The sequence below is a fragment of the Vibrio tarriae genome, assembly GCF_002216685.1.
In the GTDB taxonomy this organism is placed as follows: domain Bacteria; phylum Pseudomonadota; class Gammaproteobacteria; order Enterobacterales; family Vibrionaceae; genus Vibrio; species Vibrio tarriae.
In genome coordinates this window covers 2,242,021-2,262,348 of record NZ_CP022353.1, presented here as the reverse complement: position 1 = coordinate 2,262,348, position 20,328 = coordinate 2,242,021, and the positions used below count along the sequence as shown (strand labels likewise).

Here is a 20,328-nt window from a genome sequence, read left to right as displayed (position 1 = left end):
CTAGTTTATGTCGATGAAAGGTAAAGAGACGATGAGCAAGCAAAACGAAAAATTGGTTGTGGGAAAATTAGGTTCTTCTTACGGCATTCGTGGCTGGCTTAAAGTTTTTTCCTACACAGACAATCCAGAAAGTATTTTTGATTACAGCCCTTGGTATATTGACCAAAAGGGCGAGTGGGTGGAATACAAAGTAGAAGGCTGGAAACGCCACAACAAAGGTTGGGTGGTAAAACTTCAAGGGCTTGATGTCCGCGAAGATGCACACCTGCTGACTAACTTTGAAATTGCCATTGACCCCGCATCACTACCAGAATTGTCAGAAGATGAGTTCTACTGGCGTGAATTGTTTGGAATGCAAGTAGTGACCACTAACGGCTACGACCTTGGCGTGGTAACCGATATGATGGAAACAGGCTCCAACGATGTTCTCGTGGTGAAAGCGAATCTGAAAGATGCTTTCGGCCAAAAGGAACGGTTAATTCCGTTTCTTGAAGAGCAAGTGATCAAAGTTGTTGATCGCCAAGCTCAACGGATCGAAGTTGACTGGGATCCTGCGTTTTAACTCTTAAAATCGAATAAGCGAGGAAACATGTGGGTTGGCATCGTTAGCCTATTTCCTGAAATGTTCCGCAGCGTTACCGATTTTGGAGTAACAGGTCAGGCGGTTAAAAAAGGGTTGTTGTCAGTTGAAGCTTGGAATCCTCGTGATTTCGCTCATGACAAACGTCGCACCGTCGATGATAAACCCTACGGTGGCGGTCCCGGCATGTTGATGATGGTGCAACCTTTGCGCGATGCCATCCATGCTGCGAAACAAGCGTCACCGGGTAAGACGAAAGTGATTTACCTCTCTCCGCAAGGTCGAAAACTCGACCAACAAGGTGTGGAAGAGCTGGCGCAAAACCAGAATCTGATTCTGATTTGCGGTCGCTATGAAGGGGTAGATGAACGCATTATTGAATCTGAAGTTGACGAAGAATGGTCAATTGGTGATTTTGTAATGACGGGTGGGGAACTCCCAGCCATGACGTTGATTGATTCTGTCTCGCGGTTCATTCCGGGAGTATTAGGGGATTTTGCGTCAGCAGAAGAAGACTCTTTTGCCAATGGTTTGCTGGATTGTCCTCACTACACGCGTCCCGAGGTATTGGACGGAAAAGAGGTGCCAGCGGTACTGAAATCCGGCAATCATGAGGACATTCGTCGTTGGCGACTCAAGCAGTCGCTTGGCCGTACCTGGCTTAGAAGACCGGAGCTCCTGGAAAACCTAGCTCTGACTGACGAACAGGAACAATTACTGACCGAGTACATTAAAGAGACTCGTCATCAGTAACCTATTAAATTTAGTATCAGTTTATTCTAGGAATTTAGACAATGAGTAACATCATCAAGGCTCTAGAACAAGAGCAAATGAAACAAGACCTGCCTCAATTTGCACCAGGCGACACTGTTGTGGTTCAAGTTAAGGTAAAAGAAGGTGACCGTGAGCGTCTACAGGCTTTTGAAGGCATCGTAATCGCAATCCGTAACCGTGGTCTGCACTCAGCATTCACCGTTCGTAAAATCTCTAACGGCGAAGGTGTTGAGCGTACGTTCCAAACTCACTCTCCAGTAGTTGATAGCATTGAAGTTAAACGTCGCGGTGCAGTACGTCGTGCCAAACTGTACTACCTGCGTGACCTATCTGGTAAAGCTGCTCGTATCAAAGAGAAGCTGGCTAAGAAGTAATGCTAGAACTCTCGTTCTCGTAGTAAAAAGCGGAGCCCAAGGGCTCCGCTTTTTTGTGCTCCATTTTAACGTCGAAGGTTTCATCGTCGATGAGTGGAACCTTTCAGAATCACTCACGTTTAATCTCGAGTGTCTTCACCAATCGTAACTGGGAGTACAATCTCTTCACCTTTACGCAGCAAGGTGAAATCCACCACAGTGCCGGGGCGAAGATCGGTGACGGTATCCGTGACATTCTGGCGACCATTAATTTTTTTTTCCGTCGATTTTCAGCAAAATATCTTGCTCTATAAAGCCTGCTCGGGCTGCGGGTCCATTGAGATCGACGCCTAAAATAATGATCCCGCCGACATGCTCATTACCGAGAAGACGTGACGTCATCGAGTTAATATCTTGACCGTCGACGCCGATATAACCACGGATCACGCGGCCATCAGCAATGATTTTGGTCATGATTTTACTGGCCAAAGAGTAGGGAATCGCAAACGAGATCCCGTAAGTTTCGAGATCGGTGGCTTGTTGAAAAGAGGCGGTATTGATGCCGACCAGTTCACCTTGGGTATTGACCAATGCGCCACCCGAGTTGCCGTCATTGATTGCGGCATCAGTTTGAATAAAGGCTTGGCGACCATCAGCGCTGATGGATGAACGTCCGGTGGCCGAGATAATTCCGAAAGTCGTGGTTTGCCCTAAGTTGTAAGGGTTACCAATCGCCAATACCACGTCCCCGACTTTGGGATGGTAATCTGGATTGAGTGGAATCACCGGTAAGCCCGTGCCTTCTACTCGTAATATGGCAATATCGGTACGGCGATCTTTCCCCACCAATTGTGCTGCTGCGGCTCGCCCATCTTGTAGAGCAACGACGATTTGATCGGCCTGCGCGACGACGTGGTAGTTGGTGATGATGTAGCCTTTTTCGCTGACAATGACACCGGATCCTAAACCTTGAATCGAGAGTTTACGGCGATCATTTTCGCTGTATTTACGGTTATAAATATTGACGACGGCAGGGGCGGCTTTGCGTACCGCTTCATTAAATGAGATTTGTAGAGCGCCGATGTTGCGTGGTTGTTCGACAACGGGCATTAATTTGGCGCGTAGTGAGGGTGTCACCATAATAATGGCAATCGCAGCCAACAACCCAAGGCTGATTGAGCGAACCCAAAATTTCAGCATAGTTTCCCCAACTCAATATTGACTAAATTCCTCACTGCGAGTGGGCAAGAATAACACTGGAAAGGCATTTCGCCAAAGTTGCATCTGTAGCTTATGAATAAGTTTTTGTGCAAGTTTGGGGGTTTTTGAAGGAAAGAAAGCGTTACCGCTCAATAAGCGGTAACGCTGAGTGATAATTAGCGAACAACTAAGTAAAGCGTTCTCTCTCCACGTTGGATGTTCAATGCCAAAATATTCGGTGATTTTTCCATAATCGCACGCAACTCGGCGATATTTTTCACCCGCTTACGGTTAACGCCAATGATAATGTCGTCTTTTTGTAGCTGGTAAGATTCAGCGGCAGAGCCTTTTTGAACCTCAGTAACCTTAACGCCCTGAATAGGATCGCTGTCAGTGGTGTTGCTTAACTCTGCGCCGCTCAAACCTTGATGCAGTGATTCTGCTTTGGTCTTGGCATTTTGCTGCTCCCCAAGCGTTACATCAATATTTTGATTCTTACCATCACGCAGCACTCCAAGAGTAATGGTTTTTCCTGCGCCTAAGGTCGCAACTTTCGCGCGTAGCTCAGAGAAGGTATCGATTTTTTTACCATTCAGCGACGTAATGATATCACCCGCTTTGATGCCAGCTTTATCCGCAGCACTGTCAGGAACCACTTGGCTGACAAAAGCACCTTTTGAGGATTCATAGCCGAGCGCGTCAGCCAGTTCGGAAGTGATTTCACCGCCTTGTACACCAAGCATGCCGCGTTTCACTTCACCAAACTCAAGAATTTGATCGGTCAGATTTTTCATCATATTCGATGGGATGGCAAAACCTATACCTACGTTGCCACCGTTTGGACCAAGGATCGCGGTGTTGATGCCGATGAGTTCACCATTAAGGTTAACCAGAGCACCCCCTGAGTTGCCGCTGTTGATGGCGGCATCGGTCTGGATGAAGTTTTCAAAGTTTTCGATATTCAAACCACTACGCCCTAACGCTGAGACAATGCCAGAGGTCACAGTTTGCCCTAAGCCAAATGGGTTACCGATGGCCACTGCAAAATCACCGACTCGCAGTTTATCGGAGTCCGCGATACGGATCTCGGTGAGGTTTTTCGCTTTGTTTAGCTTGAGCAAGGCGACATCAGACATCTCATCACCACCGACAAGTTCTGCATCAAACTCGCGACCGTCATACAGTTTGACGCGAATTTTTTCAGCCCCATTAATGACATGGTAGTTAGTAACGACATAACCTTTATCAGCGTTAATGATGACCCCAGAACCTAAGCCACGGAAAGGCCGCTCTTGGAGTTGCTCGGTCGGAAAATCCGGTCCGAAGAAAAAACGAAACTGATCCGGCAGACGCTGCCTTGATACTTGAGTGCCTTCCACATCGATGCTCACCACGGCGGGAGTGACCTTTTCAAGCATCGGGGCTAGGCTAGGAATCTGCTCTCCATTGACTGAGAGAGGAAGCGCTGCAGTTGCAGGCAAAGGCGAGAGAATCGCGCTCAAACTAAGAGACAGAGCAGTTAAAACAAGTAAAGGTTTTTTCATCATAAGCTCCTCAACAAATTAACGTCCGGTTGAAGTAGAAAATATGTCCATTTCAAGAAACTTCAACTGACAGTCTGCGAGTTATGTCTCAAAAACCTTTACAAAGTTCACCGTAAAGTAGCGGGAATCGATTAGCTGGCTTTGGCGTTAAGCAAATCGGCTGAGCGAATGATCGCTTTTTCTTCACCGCGCAAAAGGCCTGTGGCACCCAATGCGTAATCCTTAGGTGGTTGTTCGAGCTCTTCTGGCTGTTTGTTCTCTTCTTTTTGCTGAGCCAATTTACTGAATGGGTTATCTTGTTCAGGTAAATTGGGGATCAAATCGGTGGCGGTTTTCGCCATGTGTTGATACAGCTTAGTGTAATCTTTGCCTAGGGTGTCGAGCATTTCTGCTGCCTGCGCAAAGTGATCAGACAGTTCTTGGCGCTGCTGCTCTATGGTAAATTTTGCGCTCTCGAGTTCTTTTTGCAGGTTCTTCTGCGTCTTGTATTGAGGGGTAGTTAAACGAGCGATCAGCATCCCGACAACAATCCCCACTAGCAATCCAGCAATGGCATAGATCCAAGGCATAACAGCTCCTTATTGTTGTTATTTAACATGTTTTTTACCCATCGGTTACACATGTACGAGGGACATGTTACTATGAGACCCAAGTTGGATAAAGCAAAATGCACGTCAGCCATTTTGTGTTTGTGACTCTCCTTGTAACTGTAGTAGACCAATATGACTCCGAAGCAGCGATACGAAAAAGATTTACAACGCACTGATTTTTATAGTGATGAAGCACAGGCGCGTGCCGTGGATGCCTTAGATGATTTGTATCACCAATGGCTAAACTACCTCAATCAGCCAGTGGTACGACCTTCTATGTGGCAAAAGCTTATCGGTAAGAAGCCACCAGTGGCGCAACCGCCACAAGGTCTCTATATGTGGGGAGGTGTCGGACGCGGTAAAACCTATCTTATGGATACTTTTTTTGAAGCCTTGCCGACAGAAAAGAAGCTTAGGGTTCATTTTCATCGCTTTATGTATCGGGTGCACGATGAATTACGCACTTTATCAGACGTCAGTGATCCACTTGAAATTGTGGCTGATCGCTTTTGTGCTGAGGCAAACATTATCTGTTTTGATGAGTTTTTCGTCTCGGATATTACTGATGCGATGATCCTTGGAACTCTGTTCGAGGCCTTATTTAGACGCGGTATCGTATTGGTAGCCACTTCGAATATTGCCCCCAAGGATTTGTACCGCAATGGGTTACAGCGAGCCCGATTCCTACCTGCAATTGCGTTGGTGGAAACGCATTGTCAGATCCTAAATGTAGATAGTGGTGTCGATTATCGTTTGAGAACCTTACAACAAGCGGAAATTTATCATTACCCTTTAGACAGTAAAGCGACTGATAACCTACAGCGTTACTTCCAGCAGTTGATCAGCTCAGAGCAGGCTCCAGAGACGCAGATCGACGTGAATCACCGAATGATTACGGTTGAAGCGGCTGGCGATGGAGTATTGTATGCGACCTTTGCTCAGTTATGCCAAACGGCACGTAGCCAAAATGACTATATTGAGCTGTCGAAAATTTATCACACTGTGCTGCTGGCGGATGTCAAACAGATGAACAAAAGTAGCGATGATGCCGCGAGGCGCTTTATTGCGCTGGTAGATGAGTTTTATGAGCGACATGTAAAGTTAATTATTTCTGCTGAAGTGCCCCTTACCGATCTGTATACCGATGGTTTGTTAGAATTTGAATTTAAACGCTGCCAATCACGCTTAATTGAAATGCAAAGTCATGATTACTTAGCGAAGGAGCACTTGGGCTGAGCACAAAATGGCTTCCCCAGTAAGGCGTGGATTTTTTTTCTCTTTTCATGCAAAAAAAGGTGATTTTTTCTGCGCCCTTCTCTATAATCCTGCGACCCACCGTTACTGCAGGTCCTTTGTGGCCGAGAGTGCCACCCACTCGAAGGGGTGATGACTGGGCTCTTAGACAGTGGGAGCGAAAGCTCCTTGAAGTGTAAATTTAAATTAACGGGTTATTATTAGCATGAAAACTTTCGTTGCTAAACCAGAAACTGTAAAACGCGACTGGTACGTTGTAGACGCTGAAGGTAAAACTCTTGGCCGTCTAGCAAGTGAAATTGCATCTCGCCTACGTGGCAAACACAAAGCTGAATACACTCCACACGTTGACACTGGTGATTACATCATCGTTGTGAATGCGGAGAAAGTTACTGTTACAGGTAACAAGGCTAAGAACAAGATGTACCACCGTCACTCTGAGTTCCCAGGTGGCCTGAAGTCATTCAGCTTCGAGAAGCTGATTGAGCGTAAGCCAGAAATGGTACTTGAGTTAGCGGTTAAAGGTATGTTGCCAAAAGGTCCTCTAGGCCGTGCTATGTACCGTAAGCTGAAAGTTTACGCTGGCGCTGAGCACAACCATGCTGCTCAACAACCAAAAGTACTGGACATCTAATCGGGGATTTCGGAAATGGCAGAGAATCAATACTACGGCACTGGCCGTCGCAAAAGCTCAGCTGCTCGTGTTTTTATTAAACCAGGCAGCGGCAACATCGTAATCAACAAGCGTAGCCTTGAAGAGTACTTCGGTCGTCCAACTTCTTGCATGGTTGTTAAGCAACCTCTTGAACTGGTTGACATGGTAGAGAAACTGGATCTGTACATCACTGTTAAAGGTGGTGGTATTTCTGGTCAAGCAGGTGCTATCCGTCACGGTATCACTCGCGCTCTGATGGAATACGATGAGTCTCTACGTCCTGTTCTACGTGCTGCTGGCTACGTTACTCGTGACGCTCGTCGCGTTGAACGTAAGAAAGTGGGTCTACGTAAAGCACGTCGTCGTCCACAGTTCTCTAAGCGTTAATTTTTCCTTTTGGAAAAATACGCTCCAGTGTTACTGGATGTGGTTCAAAAACCCGGCTTTATGGCCGGGTTTTTTACATCTCAAGGTCTGCTTGGCAGATTCCTAATTCCCCTCTTCTCAATACTCGATAAATAAGTTGTTCCTTTTGTGATGCCGCGAGCGATTTGAATTGACAAATGTTACAGAAAGGTAGCTTTATCTTGTCAAAAAGTAGGGTTTTATTTATCATTTGCTATCAAATAAATACAAAATAAACTCGTGTTTGTTAGCCTTGCTCTTTAAACGGAATAAGCAGGATCCATAAGGAGCAAATGGGAGAATGTCTGGATGAGTAATGCGCCTCTAAATCAAGGCCGCAGACGATTTCTGACCGCTACAACGGCCGTTGTGGGTGGTTTAGGAGCCGTTGCGGTTGCCGTACCTTTTATAAAATCGTGGAACCCGAGCGCGAAAGCAAAAGCGGCCGGTGCCCCTGTCGAGGTTGAAATCAGTAAACTCGAAGAAGGGCAGATGGTTCGTGTTGAATGGCGTGGTAAGCCTGTTTGGGTGGTTCGTCGTTCACAAGCTGTCGTTGAAGGTTTGAAAAGTCACGAAAACCAACTTCGTGATCCGAATTCTGACGAGCTACAACAGCCTAATTATGCTCAGAATCCTTACCGTTCGATTAAGCCTGAGTACTTTATCGCAGTCGGTATTTGTACTCATTTGGGTTGCTCACCAACTTATCTTCCAGATTCTTTTTCTGAGCAAGTCCAAGGGGTTAAGTCTGGATTCTTCTGTCCATGTCATGGTTCAAAATTTGATATGGCAGGGCGAGTATTCCAAGCTGTTCCGGCACCACTAAATCTTGTTATCCCGCCGCACATGTATCTTAGTGATACGCGGATCGTGATTGGTCTTGATGAGACAGGGGAGGCATAATGCAAGCTCTACTTGATTGGGTAGAAAAACGCCTACCTGCCATGAATGCGTACAAGAAACACCTTTCAGAATACCCAATGCCAAAGAACTTTAACTTTTGGTATCTGTTTGGTTCACTTGCGATGTTGGTTTTGGTCAACCAACTTCTGACTGGTATTTGGTTAACCATGAACTATGTGCCATCGGGAGAGGGCGCTTTTGCTTCGATTGAATACATCATGCGTGATGTGGAGTACGGTTGGTTATTGCGTTACATGCATTCAACCGGGGCTTCTGCATTTTTCGTGGTGGTTTATCTGCACATGTTCCGTGGCTTGATTTATGGATCATACCAAAAGCCTCGTGAGCTATTGTGGATCTTCGGTATGCTGATTTTCCTTGTGTTGATGGCAGAAGCCTTTATGGGCTACTTGTTACCTTGGGGGCAGATGTCTTACTGGGGCGCACAGGTAATCATTTCGCTGTTTGGTGCAATTCCGGTTATTGGTGATGATCTCACTCTATGGATCCGTGGTGACTACGTCATTTCCGGTGCCACACTAAACCGTTTCTTCGCCTTGCATGTGATTGCGTTGCCAATCGTATTACTACTTTTGATCGTGCTGCATATTCTGGCTCTGCACGAAGTTGGCTCAAATAACCCTGATGGTATTGAGACCAAATTGCCAAAAGGTTCAATGGGTGAAGGCTACGAATCACAGTTTAAATTCCATGAGTACTACACTAAGAAGTACGACATTATCGATTCGATCCCATTCCATCCTTATGGCACGGTGAAAGATTTAATTGGTGTTGCGGGATTCTTATTCTTGTTCTGCTATGTGTTGTTTTTCAATCCTGAGATGGGGGGATACTTCCTTGAGCCGCCCAACTTTGAAGCAGCTAACCCACTGAAAACACCAGAACATATTGCGCCTGTTTGGTACTTTACGCCGTTTTACGCCATCTTGCGTGCGGTTCCAGATAAGCTGCTAGGGGTTATCGCGATGGGGGCATCGATTGTTGTATTGTTCCTGTTACCTTGGCTGGATCGTTGTAAGGTTCGTTCTTACCGTTACCGTAGCAAATTCCATTTATTCAATATTGCTCAGTTCACTGTTAGCTTTATTGCCTTAGGGATTTTAGGCGCGCTACCTGCAACTCCAACCTACACACTGTTGGCTCAGATATTTAGCTTGTGTTACTTCATGTTCTTTGTGTTGCTGTTCTTCTACAGCAAAAACGAAGCCACTAAGCCATTACCAACAAGGGTGACATACAAATGAAAAAATGGATTGTAGTTTTGTTTGCTATGCTGCCTTCACTGGCGATGGCGGCTGGAGCAAATGTGCATTTAGATAAAGCCAATAACGATTTGACGGATCAGGCTTCGCTACAAAATGGTGCCAAGCTGTTTATGAATTACTGCTTTGGTTGCCATTCTACTCAGTATCAACGTTATGAACGGGTTGCCAATGATCTTGGCATCCCAGCTGATTTAATGAAGGAAAACCTGATTTTTGATCCTGAGACCAAAATTGGTCAATTGATGGAAAATGCGATTCCCGATAAATCGGCAGCGAAATGGTTTGGTGCGCCACCACCAGATTTGACACTGGTTGCTCGTGTGCGTGGAACTGATTGGTTGTATACCTATTTGCGCTCATTTTACGCGGATCCTTCACGTCCTTTTGGCGTGAATAACATTGTGTTTCCAAGCGTAGGTATGCCCCATGTTCTTGAAGAGCTTCAAGGTACTCCTGAGCCTATTTTTGAAACCAAAGTTGTCGATGGCAATGAGGTTCAACATGTGGTTGGCGTGAAGTCGCGTGGAAACGGTGAATTAAGTGAAGGGGAATATAACCAAGCAGTACGTGACTTGGTGAATTTCTTGGAATATTCAGGTGAGCCGATGAAGCTTGAGCGCCAAAACTTAGGCTGGTGGACAATGGGTTTCTTAGTGATCTTGACCATTGTCGTTGTCGCACTCAAGAAAGAGTATTGGCGTGATGTGCACTAATTGTGCTATTATGCTGCGCTAATTCCCGATTGTTAACTCATCAGTGGAGGCTCTAGCCTCCATTGATTTTTTGTACCCGCATCTGTACTGGAGGGCTCCATGGCTGTAGCTGCCAACAAACGTTCTGTGATGACTCTATTTTCAAGTGCATCTGACATGTATAGCCATCAGGTTCGCATTGTGCTAGCTGAAAAAGGCGTCAGTTTTGAAGTTGAGTTGGTTGATGAGAATAACCTTCCAGCGGAACTGATTGAGCTAAATCCTTATAAAACAGTTCCAACACTGGTTGATCGCGAGCTTGCTCTGTATGACTCAAAGATCATCATGGAATACTTAGATGAGCGTTTCCCTCATCCGCCACTTATGCCTGTTTACCCAGTTGCACGTGGTAACAGCCGTCTGATGATTTATCGTATCGAAAGAAACTGGTATTCATTGGCAGAAAAAGTAGTGAATGGTTCTCCTGAAGTTGCTGAAAATGCGCGTAATAAGCTACGCAATGATCTGTTAACTTTAGGGCCTGTGTTTGCTGAGTTTGAATACTTCATGAGTGAAGAGTTCAGCCTGATCGATTGCTATCTTGCTCCACTGTTATGGCGTTTGCCTGTGCTGGGCATTGATTTAATTGGCCCTGGCTCAAAAGAGCTGAAAGTGTATATGAACCGTGTATTTGAACGTGATTCATTCTTGGCTTCACTGACTGAAGCTGAACGCGAGATGCGTCTGGCTCGCTAATGGATGCCGGAATGGATATTGGTCAAATGACACCACGCCGACCATATTTGCTACGTGCATTTTATGATTGGTTACTGGAAAATGAATTAACGCCACACCTCGTCGTTGATGCCACTTTACCGGGCGTTAAGGTGCCACTTGAATACGTTCAAGATGGTCAAATTATTCTGAATGTTGCTCCACGAGCAGTGGGAAACCTAGAGTTGGGCAATGATGAAGTCACCTTTAATGCCCGTTTCGGTGGTCGTCCTCATTTGGTTATCGTGCCTATTTATGCTGTGCAGGCCATTTATGCCCGTGAAAATGGCGCAGGCACTATGTTTGAGCCGGAGCCTGCCTATCTAGATATGATGGATTTTCCTGAAGAGATTGATTCAGATGACTCCTTCATTGAACTGGAAAGCGATGTTACGGTTGAGCACACTGAAGAGACTCCACGCCCTAAAGGCAAACCGAGTTTACGTGTCGTGAAGTAAATAAATCTCATGAAATCAAAAAGGCAGCGGTCATCGCTGCCTTTTTCATATCCCACTCTCAAAATCGTTACTGAGCGTAATCAAACGCCTTCACAACCTGTTTCACACCTATGATATTTCTTGCGACATCAATGGCCATCTCTGCGTGTTCAGGAGAAACGTATCCAAACAGATAAACGACGCGATCCTCTGTCACCACTTTAATTTTAATGCCGTTGAGCTCAGATTTCGTTAAAAGCGCCGATTTTACCTTGGTAGTTATCCAGCTATCGTTGCTGATTTCACCAACGGAGAGTGGCGCTTTAATTTGCACTTGGTTATGCAGCTCTTTGACGCCTTTGAGTTGACGAGCCTGAGCAATAAATTGCTCTAAGATCGCTTCATTGCGTGACTGTCCCAATAAAACGACGGTTCCACGGTAAGCGACGGCAGAAATGCGCGCATCTTTGCGATAAGGTTCTTTATTGGCAAGGCCTGCAACTTCAAGTTCAACATTGTTATCTTGCCAGATCTCTTGCGTGCTGCGCGGATCGGTCACGATATTGGCTGTGGTTGCGGCACCCGCGATAAACAGTCCGGCACACCCTGTTAGAGTGGCGAGCAAACCGGAAACGATAAGAAGTCTAATGCTTTTCATATTTACTCTTCATGGGCTGGGAATAACACTTGATCAATCAAATCACATAGGCAGTGTAGCGTTACCATATGAACTTCATGAATGCGAGCGGTACGGTGTGATGGGATCCGAATTTCTACGTCATTTTCACCAAGCAGTCCGGCCATTTCACCGCCATCTTTGCCAGTGAGTGCAATGATCGTCATGTCGCGAGTTACGGCCGCTTCCATTGCTTTGATGATATTTTTACTGTTACCGCTGGTTGATATTGCAAGCAAGATATCACCGGGTTGGCCAAAAGCTCGAACCTGTTTTGAGAAGATTTCTTGATAGTGGTAGTCGTTAGCGACGGCGGTGAGCGTCGTGTTATCTGCAGTCAGAGCCATTCCCGGTAAGCTTGGGCGTTCGGTTTCAAAGCGATTTAAAAGGCAAGAAACAAATTGTTGTGCATTGACCGACGAGCCACCGTTACCGCAGCAGAGAATTTTATGACCGTTAAGTAAACTCGCCACCATGGCTTGTGCGGCATGCATAATGGCATCGGGTAACGCCTCTGCTGCGGCGATTTGAATTTGAATGCTTTCGGTAAAACTGTCTTTAATGCTATCGAGCATTGTTTATCCTTCAGTAATAGCGTTTTTTAACCAATCAATATGTTGCCCTTGTTGATGAATGGCAATCACATCAAAACGAAAATCCGCACTGTGACTATTCATCTTGTTGGCGAGCATCCAACAATTTGCGGCTTTGATCAAGCGAGCACGCTTGGTTCTTGTGACGGTTTCCGCGGCGTGACCATGTTGAGTGTTGTTTCGATAGCGTACTTCGACAAACACTAATGTGTTTCCATCACGCATGATTAAATCTAATTCGCCAAAACGGTAGTTCACATTTTGTGTGACTAGAGTAAGGCCTTGGCGGCGAAGATAGTCCGCCGCCATTTGTTCATAATGATTTCCTTGATGCCTAGAATTAACGAACACCATGCTCTGCCCAACTGATTTCACGCTGAACCACACATTGTTCATCAATACTCAACACACCCGTTTGTCCATCAATCGTATAGCCTTCGACGATTTTCATCTGTGGAAGTTCCACCATCAAACGGTAGGCATCCATCCCAAGAGCTTGCAAACGGCGCTCTGCATTTGAGCTTTCGGGCCAGATTTGGGTTAGCTGCTCTTTGATACTTGGCGCTGGCTGTATCAGCAGTGGAATATCACTGTAAGTCACGCCTGACAAATCTTCGTATTGGCGACCACCTGTGTTGCTGTTCGAGTTCGAGAACAGTTTGGGTGGGCGGGTATCTGGGTTGATAGCCACTTCAATAAATGGCTTGATCAAGGTGAGTTCTGAGCTGTTTGCGACAATATACACAGCATCGATATCACGGCGGCTACGAGGTTGGCTTTCTAAGCCCATACCAAGCAGAGATTCCATCTGCGCGATATTTTGCTGGCTATCCTGTAAGCCAAAAATGGAGTTGATATTGCGTTGTAATTGACGCTTGTCACCAAAAAGATTGACTGCCACTTTGTTTTTGCTGTAACGACGCCACTCTTCATTAAAGGCTTCAACCACACGTTCACCATAAGCGTTTTGTGGCGCGAGGATCAATGGGTAACGGTAGCCTTGAGTGAACAGATGTTTCGCCGCTTGTGCGACTTCTTGTTCGGGTGATAGTGCAAGATAGCAAGCGCCCGCAGCCGTATCAATTTGATCAGGGATGTTCAGTGCCAGAGTTGGGATCATTTGGCCACGGCTTTGTTGGAATTGCTGCAGTTTTTCGATATTACCTTTGATCAGTGGACCCACAACAAAATCAATTTGTTTGCTGGTCAGAATCGCATCAACAGATTCGAGCGTTTCTGCATTGGTATCGATGATCGTCAACGTCGCGTTTGTTTGGCGATCGGCATCGTTCATCATGGCAAACACAAATCCATCACGAATGAACTGGGCTTGTTTAGCAAACTTACCCGTCAAGGGTAACAGTAAAGCCGTGTTAGTCGGTTTGACGATCTCTAAAGCCAAAATATCGGTAATGGCTCTAGGGGTATAGATCGCCGCTGGGTGTTGTGGATTTTCAGCCAGCCACTTTTCTAAGGTGTTTTTCAATTGTGGCAGATCGCTACCCAGCGTTTTCATATAGATCGCAAGCTGTAGCCAGCCATCCAGTTGGACTTCATCAGGTTCAGCAGAAAGCTTGATAATCTTGCTGGCGGAGTAGTGATTGAGGTTTGCCCAGATTTGATCCGCTAATGCTTCTTTGTCCTTGTTGGATGAAAGGCCGTACAGCGCCACTAGCTCGCGAGTGGAGTCAAAAGAGCGATCCAGAGCAGTGAATATGTCTGCACGAAGCTGATGATATTGTTGCCATTGAGCTTGGGGTAACGACCAATTGGCCTGGAAACTCAGTTGCTCTAGAGCTTCTTGATATTGTTCGCCATTGGCTAGCAACTGTGCACGTAGCAGTTGCCACTGCGCCTGCTGAGTTGGGGTCAAAGGTTGTTTAGCCAAACGCATGATCAGAAGCTGTGCTTGATCGGGATTGTTTTCTTCTATGGCGGCTTTGAGAGCCATGATCAGCCAATCATTTTGCTGATTACCTTGGCTGGCATCGGCTCGCATCAAATACGTCTGCGCCGTTAAGAGTGGTTGAGCGGTAATATCGACCACATCCGGTGACGAAGGTTGAGTCGAACAGGCCGATAAAACGATTGATAATGCAATCGGAGTGAGTAAGCGTGGTACACTGCGTCGCTGATGGTGGTTCATAGCCATGAGTTCTTTCGTTAGTCCGTGTAAAATTGTCTCTATATTAATCGTTGATGTGATGGTAAACAAATGACAGATAATAAAACCGTGCCAAATGGTGCTCCAACTCTTTATATTGTCCCAACCCCGATTGGCAATCTGGGTGACATCACACAACGCGCTCTGGATGTATTAGCCAGTGTCGATATGATTGCCGCTGAAGATACGCGTCATACCGGAAAATTATTAGCTCACTTCAACATCTCGACCAAAACTTTTGCTTTGCACGATCATAATGAGCAGCAGAAAGCCCAAGTCTTAGTGGATAAACTGCTCTCTGGCCTATCGATTGCCTTAGTGTCCGATGCTGGCACGCCTCTGATCAGTGATCCAGGTTATCATTTAGTCACTCAATGTCGTCAAGCAGGCGTTAAAGTTGTGCCACTTCCAGGGCCATGTGCGGTGATCACAGCGCTGAGTGCATCAGGCCTGCCGTCTGATAGTTTTAGCTTTGAAGGTTTTTTGCCGGCAAAAAGCAAAGCACGTAAGGATAAACTGTTAGAGATCGCGAAAGTGATCCGTACCTGTATTTTTTATGAATCGCCACACCGGATCTGCGAGTCACTGCAAGATATGTTAGATGTACTTGGTGGCGAGCGTGAAGTGGTACTTGCCCGTGAACTCACCAAAACCTTCGAAACAATTCAAGGTATGCCTTTGGCTGAGTTGATTGAGTGGATCGCTGAAGATGATAACCGTAAGAAAGGTGAGATGGTGCTGCTGGTTCATGGATATCGGGATGCGGGCGACCAGCAACTGCCGGATGAGGCTCTACGTACGTTAACGATTCTGACTAAAGAGCTGCCATTGAAAAAAGCCGCCGCCTTAGTGGCTGAAATTCACCAACTGAAAAAGAATGCATTGTATAAATGGGGCTTGGAGAATTTAGGCGAATAATTTTCTCTTCTATCCATTTCCTACTTGAAGCTGTAGCGGTGTTGGCAGAATTTGCTCACCCCAATCACAGAGTGTATCTATGCTCGTGGGGATTCACTCATTTGCCGCCTACCTGCAACACCAAGTCGTTTAGGTATATTACCGCTGGAAGTGACACCCATCTGAAAACAAAAAAGGGCGCGGATGCGCCCTTAGTACTTTTGCGTCTTGCAACTGCCAGCCAAACTAGTTCTTATAGATACACAGCATGTTGAGGTAGCTATCGACCAGCTTGTACACCGCTTCTTGCTCACCTAAACGGTTCACTTGTAAGAAGATGGAATAAAAGATGCCGTGGAATAGGCTTGCCATGTTGTCGACATCGTGTTTCTCACACAATTCGCCACGCTCCATCGCTTTCATAAACATGTTTCTGACCAGCAGTTGGTTCGTGCGGTTGGTGGAAACAAACAGTGGCCAAACTTCGTCACGGGTTGAAGCGCTCCACTCAAACCAGACTTTGAGCCAGTGACAATCGGTCATCGCTAATTTCACCATCTCCTTGCTCAGGGTTTGCAGGTTGCTTTTCACATCCAAATCAAGATCGATGTGATCGGTCAAGAAATTGGAGTACTGACGAACCACAAAATTCAGCACATCGTCGACCAAGTCTTCACGAGTAGGGAAGTAGTTGAACACGGTTGCGACAGAAACTTGCGCAATCTCTGCAATATCAGCATGACCACCTCGACCAATGCCACGTTTAGCAAACACTTCCAACGCGATTTCCATCAGTTGTAGTTTGCGTTTTTGAGGCGATAGCCGAGTTCGAGGGCGTTTTTCGATTGATGCGTCCATAGGGGTATATCCTTGCCAATTGAGTTGTTGATTGAGCATTTTGCTCTAATGATTATTTTGTTATTTGCTACTTAAAGCCCTATGAGTGTAATGGTGCATATATGCAAGGTCAATCTTTGTTGGGTGAAAAATGTGCAGCCATGTTAATTATTTGTCGTTTCAGTTTGTTTTATTGAGTAAGCGGATAACAAAGCGAGGATGAGTAGGGAAACGATTAACAGGATTTGAGCGAAGTGGTACTATACGTGCCACCAAAGTCAGCGATGCTGACATCGCCCAACACAACGAGAATGGTATGAAACACACAGTTGAAGTCATGATTTCTGAGCAAGAAGTCGCCCAGCGCATTCGCGAATTAGGTCAACAGATCACTGAGCATTATCAGGGGAGTAGTGATTTAGTTTTGGTTGGATTGCTGCGTGGTTCCTTTGTTTTTATGGCGGATCTTGCTCGTCAAATTCATCTGACTCATCAAGTCGATTTTATGACCGCTTCTAGCTATGGCAATAGTATGCAAAGCTCACGTGATGTGCGCATTCTGAAAGATCTTGATGACGACATTAAAGGTAAAGATGTATTGCTGGTAGAAGATATTATCGATACTGGTAATACCTTAAACAAAGTGAAAGAGATTTTGGCGCTGCGTGAGCCTAAGTCGATCCGTATTTGTACTTTGCTCGATAAACCGACTCGTCGTGAAGTGGACGTTGAAGTGAACTGGGTCGGGTTTGAGATCCCTGATGAATTCGTCGTGGGCGTGGGTATTGACTACGCACAGAAATACCGTCATTTACCTTATATTGGCAAAGTGGTTCCTCTGGCTGAGTAAGTGCAAAGCAATGATTTGCCAAAATAGCTCACTAAAACGCCCACAAATTTGTGGGCGTTTTGATTTTTAGTGCAGGTGCAAGGAAAAACTAGCGACACAACAAACGATGATCTGGATTGAGGATCATCTCTAACGCTTTGTGATAGTTATCTTCAACGGCACTGCGTGAAGCACAGCGCACTCCGAGATATTCCAATCTGCCATCTTCAATACCGTACACAAAACCGTGCACTTCTACGGCTTGTCCACGTTCCCAAGCGTTTTGTAACACGGTTGAGTTCGCTAAGTTGTAGACTTGCTCGGCGACATTGATTTCAGCCAGCTTATCGGAGCGGTCTTCGGTCGGCATTTTATCGAGATATTCACGATGTTTAAGGTAGTAATCGCGAATATGCAGTAACCAGTTATTGATTAAGCCAAGTTGCGGGTTGTCGATGGCTGCGGTCACGCCGCCACACCCATAGTGCCCACAAACAATGATGTGTTTGACTTGCAGCACATCGACCGCGTATTGAACGACAGAAAGACAGTTGAGATCGGTATGAATAACTTGATTGGCGACGTTACGGTGGACAAATAATTCACCGGAGTAGAGGCCGGTGAGCCGCTCGGCTGGCACTCGGCTATCTGCACATCCTATCCACAAAAAATCTGGGTTTTGCCCTTTAGCGAGTTTGGCAAAATATTCCGGAGTTTCTGCTTTGATCGATTCAGACCATTTTGCGTTGTTCTCAAAAAGTTGTTTAATTTCTGGCATCTTACTTCCCTTAAATAATCACCAACAATATACACAATGTTACAAATTCAAGCTCATCTAATTTACTTTCTGCTCAACTCATCTGACGTGTTTTTACAACATTGGTCTTAAACTAGGATCATTCGATGACACCTTAAGGAATAGTGCGTGTTTCAGGCTAGATTTGCGGATCTTAATTTACGTGGTGACCTGTTTGGCGGGGTAACCACCGCCATCATTTCACTGCCATTAGCGTTAGCGTTTGGGGTCGCTTCCGGGGCTGGAGCGGAAGCGGGTTTGTGGGGCGCGATTTTAGTCGGCCTTTTTGCCGCGTTATTTGGAGGCTCCTCCACTCTGATTTCAGAGCCGACAGGGCCGATGACGGTGATCATGACGGCGATTTTAACCGCTATGGTGGCGCGCTACCCTGAATCGGGCGCGGCGATTGCCTTTACCGTTGTCATGATGGCCGGTGCATTTCAGATTCTGCTCGGTACCCTCAAGCTCGGTAAATACATTACGCTGATGCCATACAGCGTGGTTTCGGGCTTTATGTCCGGTATTGGGGTGATCCTGATTATCCTGCAACTCTCACCACTGCTTGGGCACCCTTCTCCTGGTGGCGGTGTGCTTGGTACCTTATCGGCGCTGCCCGATTTGCTCGCCAATTTAAAATTTAGCGAGCTGTTTTTGGGCTTACTCACCCTAGGAATTTTGTTTTTTTTACCACAAAAATACCGCAAACAAGTTCCTGCGCAGTTGGTCGCCTTGGTCGTCGTGACCCTGTTTTCGGTGATTTTCTTTGATACTGATGATATTCGCCGGATTGGTGAAATCCCTGCAGGTTTACCAAGTATCGTCGTCCCTACTTTCACCAGCGAAATGGTAGTGACTATGGTGATTGATGCCCTCGTACTCGGTACTCTGGGCTGTATCGATACGCTGTTAACGGCAGTCATTGGCGATTCTCTCACGCGTAAAGAGCACGATTCGGACCGCGAGCTGCAAGGGCAGGGGATTGCCAATATGGTCGCGGGATTATTTGGTGCTTTACCCGGTGCGGGAGCCACCATGGGCACAGTGACCAACATTCAAGTGGGCGCTCGTTCGCCATTGTCTGGAGTGACTCGCGCTTTAATGTTGGCGCTGGTGGTGTTAGTCGCTGGTGGGTTGACTGAGCCAATCCCCATGGCGGTATTGGCCGGTATCGCGGTGTATGTTGGGGTGAATATCCTCGACTGGGCATTTATTCAACGTGCGCACAAAATCAGTCTGCAAGGTATGGCCATCATGTATGGCGTTATGTTGCTGACCGTTTTTGTCGATCTGATTGTGGCGGTTGGTCTTGGCGTGTTCATCTCCAACATTCTGGTTATTGAACGTTTAAGCCGTGAGCAGGCACGCCAAGTCAAGGCGATCAGTGACGCGGATGACGATGATGTGCCACTGACGGAGAGTGAACGTAAGCTGCTGGATAAAGCCAATGGTAAGGTGCTGTTTTTCTACCTATCAGGGCCGATGATTTTCAGTGTCTCGAAAGCCATTACGCGCCAGCACAGCAGTGTCGATCAATATCAAGCGATGATCCTCGATTTGACCGATGTCCCTATGATTGATGTCACCGTTGGCTTGGCGTTAGAAAACGCGATTCGTGATGCGCAGGAAGCGCATTGTGAAGTCTATTTACTCTGTCCAAATGAAAAAACGCGTGCCGAGTTAGAAAAGTTTAAGGTCATTGATCTGGTTCCAGATCAGAACATGTTTAGCTTCCGTTATGAAGCGCTTAATGCGGCAGTCAAACAGGTCAATGAGTAAGCCTTCACGGATAGCGCTAGCCGAAATGCCGCAGTAATGCGGCATTTTTGTCTCTGACCTTTGAATGCAGAGCAAGCCTATATTAGCGATTTCTGTATTAATCATTGCCCTTAGCCAATATCCCCTTCCTACTTGAAGTTGCAGCGGTGTTGGCTACTTTCGCTCACCCCAATCACATAGTTTATCTATGCTCATGGGGATTATGAGATCCATCCTTGGCTCTCACCAAAGGCCAGCCGATGGCTGTGCAAATTTGTTCCAGACAAATTTGTCATTTACTTGCCGCCTAGCTGCAATTCCAAGTAGTTTTGGT

General features: G+C 46.2%; 22 protein-coding genes and 1 pseudogene. 14 read left to right on the top strand and 9 right to left on the bottom strand.

The features are described from left to right. The first annotated feature begins 7 nt into the window (after nt 1–7). Genes rimM through rplS form a run of 3 tightly spaced genes read left to right on the top strand, consistent with a single transcriptional unit; the run spans nt 8 to nt 1,728 of the window. Nucleotides 8–562 carry a ribosome maturation factor RimM gene (gene rimM, locus CEQ48_RS16025; protein WP_000061906.1) on the top strand — a complete coding sequence of 185 codons (555 nt, stop codon included), beginning with the start codon at nt 8–10 and terminating at the stop codon, nt 560–562. Between the two features lie 27 nt (nt 563–589). After that, complete coding sequence (gene trmD, locus CEQ48_RS16020; protein WP_000270017.1) at nt 590–1,333, top strand: tRNA (guanosine(37)-N1)-methyltransferase TrmD; 744 nt, start codon at nt 590–592, stop codon at nt 1,331–1,333. 41 nt (nt 1,334–1,374) lie between these two features. Next, nucleotides 1,375–1,728, top strand: coding sequence for a 50S ribosomal protein L19 (gene rplS, locus CEQ48_RS16015; RefSeq protein WP_000065250.1), 354 nt, complete (start codon nt 1,375–1,377; stop codon nt 1,726–1,728). 119 nt (nt 1,729–1,847) lie between these two features. On the opposite strand, the pseudogene degS reads toward rplS, so the two are convergent. The 3 genes and pseudogenes from degS to zapG form a co-directional block, all read right to left on the bottom strand. Next, nucleotides 1,848–2,907 (bottom strand): annotated as a pseudogene (gene degS, locus CEQ48_RS16010) (outer membrane-stress sensor serine endopeptidase DegS). A 176-nt stretch (nt 2,908–3,083) separates the two neighbouring features. Continuing rightward, entirely contained in the window at nt 3,084–4,451 is a 1,368-nt protein-coding gene (locus tag CEQ48_RS16005) for a DegQ family serine endoprotease (RefSeq protein ID WP_181712667.1), read from the bottom strand. A 131-nt stretch (nt 4,452–4,582) separates the two neighbouring features. Further along, the gene (gene zapG, locus CEQ48_RS16000) at nt 4,583–5,020 is read right to left on the bottom strand and encodes a Z-ring associated protein ZapG (protein WP_089071923.1); all 438 of its coding nucleotides are present in this window, start codon (nt 5,018–5,020) and stop codon (nt 4,583–4,585) included. Between the two features lie 153 nt (nt 5,021–5,173). Between zapG and zapE the strand changes: the two genes are divergently transcribed. The 8 genes from zapE to sspB all read left to right on the top strand — a co-directional run bounded on the left by zapE (nt 5,174) and on the right by sspB (nt 11,468). Further along, nucleotides 5,174–6,277: a cell division protein ZapE gene (gene zapE / locus CEQ48_RS15995; protein WP_089071922.1), complete on the top strand. Its 1,104-nt coding sequence runs from the start codon at nt 5,174–5,176 to the stop codon at nt 6,275–6,277. Nucleotides 6,278–6,500: 223 nt separating this feature from the next. Then, complete coding sequence (gene rplM, locus CEQ48_RS15990; protein WP_000847599.1) at nt 6,501–6,929, top strand: 50S ribosomal protein L13; 429 nt, start codon at nt 6,501–6,503, stop codon at nt 6,927–6,929. A 15-nt stretch (nt 6,930–6,944) separates the two neighbouring features. Beyond that, entirely contained in the window at nt 6,945–7,337 is a 393-nt protein-coding gene (rpsI, locus tag CEQ48_RS15985) for a 30S ribosomal protein S9 (RefSeq protein WP_000829823.1), read from the top strand. 327 nt (nt 7,338–7,664) lie between these two features. Then, a complete protein-coding gene (gene petA, locus CEQ48_RS15980; RefSeq protein WP_000063600.1) occupies nt 7,665–8,258 on the top strand; it encodes a ubiquinol-cytochrome c reductase iron-sulfur subunit in 594 nt (197 codons plus the stop codon). Beyond that, complete coding sequence (locus CEQ48_RS15975; RefSeq protein WP_001148353.1) at nt 8,258–9,523, top strand: cytochrome b; 1,266 nt, start codon at nt 8,258–8,260, stop codon at nt 9,521–9,523. The genes petA and CEQ48_RS15975 overlap by 1 nt, the downstream gene beginning before the upstream one ends. Further along, nucleotides 9,520–10,257: a cytochrome c1 gene (locus CEQ48_RS15970; protein ID WP_089071921.1), complete on the top strand. Its 738-nt coding sequence runs from the start codon at nt 9,520–9,522 to the stop codon at nt 10,255–10,257. Before CEQ48_RS15975 ends, CEQ48_RS15970 begins: the two co-directional genes overlap by 4 nt. Before the next feature lie 99 nt (nt 10,258–10,356). Further along, on the top strand, nt 10,357–10,992 hold the full coding sequence (gene sspA / locus CEQ48_RS15965) for a stringent starvation protein SspA (protein ID WP_000257304.1): 636 nt from the start codon (nt 10,357–10,359) through the stop codon (nt 10,990–10,992). 11 nt (nt 10,993–11,003) lie between these two features. Further along, entirely contained in the window at nt 11,004–11,468 is a 465-nt protein-coding gene (sspB, locus tag CEQ48_RS15960; RefSeq protein WP_181714664.1) for a ClpXP protease specificity-enhancing factor, read from the top strand. A 67-nt stretch (nt 11,469–11,535) separates the two neighbouring features. Here the strand turns inward: sspB and CEQ48_RS15955 are convergent, their stop codons facing one another. From CEQ48_RS15955 to CEQ48_RS15940, 4 genes are read right to left on the bottom strand one after another with little or no spacing between them, the layout of a single operon-like run. Then, the gene (locus CEQ48_RS15955) at nt 11,536–12,105 is read right to left on the bottom strand and encodes a BON domain-containing protein (RefSeq protein WP_000836325.1); all 570 of its coding nucleotides are present in this window, start codon (nt 12,103–12,105) and stop codon (nt 11,536–11,538) included. Between the two features lie 2 nt (nt 12,106–12,107). Next, nucleotides 12,108–12,698 (bottom strand): phosphoheptose isomerase, encoded by a 591-nt coding sequence (locus CEQ48_RS15950; RefSeq protein ID WP_000887295.1) that lies wholly within the window; start codon nt 12,696–12,698, stop codon nt 12,108–12,110. A 3-nt stretch (nt 12,699–12,701) separates the two neighbouring features. After that, entirely contained in the window at nt 12,702–13,070 is a 369-nt protein-coding gene (locus tag CEQ48_RS15945) for a YraN family protein (protein ID WP_001893625.1), read from the bottom strand. Continuing rightward, complete coding sequence (locus CEQ48_RS15940) at nt 13,057–14,862, bottom strand: penicillin-binding protein activator (RefSeq protein WP_089071919.1); 1,806 nt, start codon at nt 14,860–14,862, stop codon at nt 13,057–13,059. Before CEQ48_RS15940 ends, CEQ48_RS15945 begins: the two co-directional genes overlap by 14 nt. Before the next feature lie 69 nt (nt 14,863–14,931). On the opposite strand from CEQ48_RS15940, the gene rsmI reads away from it, so the two are divergent. Beyond that, entirely contained in the window at nt 14,932–15,798 is an 867-nt protein-coding gene (gene rsmI, locus CEQ48_RS15935; protein WP_089071918.1) for a 16S rRNA (cytidine(1402)-2'-O)-methyltransferase, read from the top strand. A gap of 225 nt (nt 15,799–16,023) precedes the next feature. Here rsmI and hapR read toward each other — a convergent pair whose 3' ends face one another. Then, entirely contained in the window at nt 16,024–16,635 is a 612-nt protein-coding gene (hapR, locus tag CEQ48_RS15925; protein WP_089071916.1) for a quorum-sensing master transcriptional regulator HapR, read from the bottom strand. A gap of 295 nt (nt 16,636–16,930) precedes the next feature. On the opposite strand from hapR, the gene hpt reads away from it, so the two are divergent. Next, entirely contained in the window at nt 16,931–17,464 is a 534-nt protein-coding gene (gene hpt, locus CEQ48_RS15920) for a hypoxanthine phosphoribosyltransferase (RefSeq protein WP_000683351.1), read from the top strand. Between the two features lie 88 nt (nt 17,465–17,552). On the opposite strand, the gene can is transcribed toward hpt, so the two are convergent. Continuing rightward, entirely contained in the window at nt 17,553–18,221 is a 669-nt protein-coding gene (gene can / locus CEQ48_RS15915) for a carbonate dehydratase (RefSeq protein ID WP_089071915.1), read from the bottom strand. A 147-nt stretch (nt 18,222–18,368) separates the two neighbouring features. On the opposite strand from can, the gene CEQ48_RS15910 reads away from it, so the two are divergent. Then, nucleotides 18,369–20,015 (top strand): SulP family inorganic anion transporter, encoded by a 1,647-nt coding sequence (locus CEQ48_RS15910; protein ID WP_089071914.1) that lies wholly within the window; start codon nt 18,369–18,371, stop codon nt 20,013–20,015. The last annotated feature ends 313 nt before the right edge of the window (nt 20,016–20,328 follow it).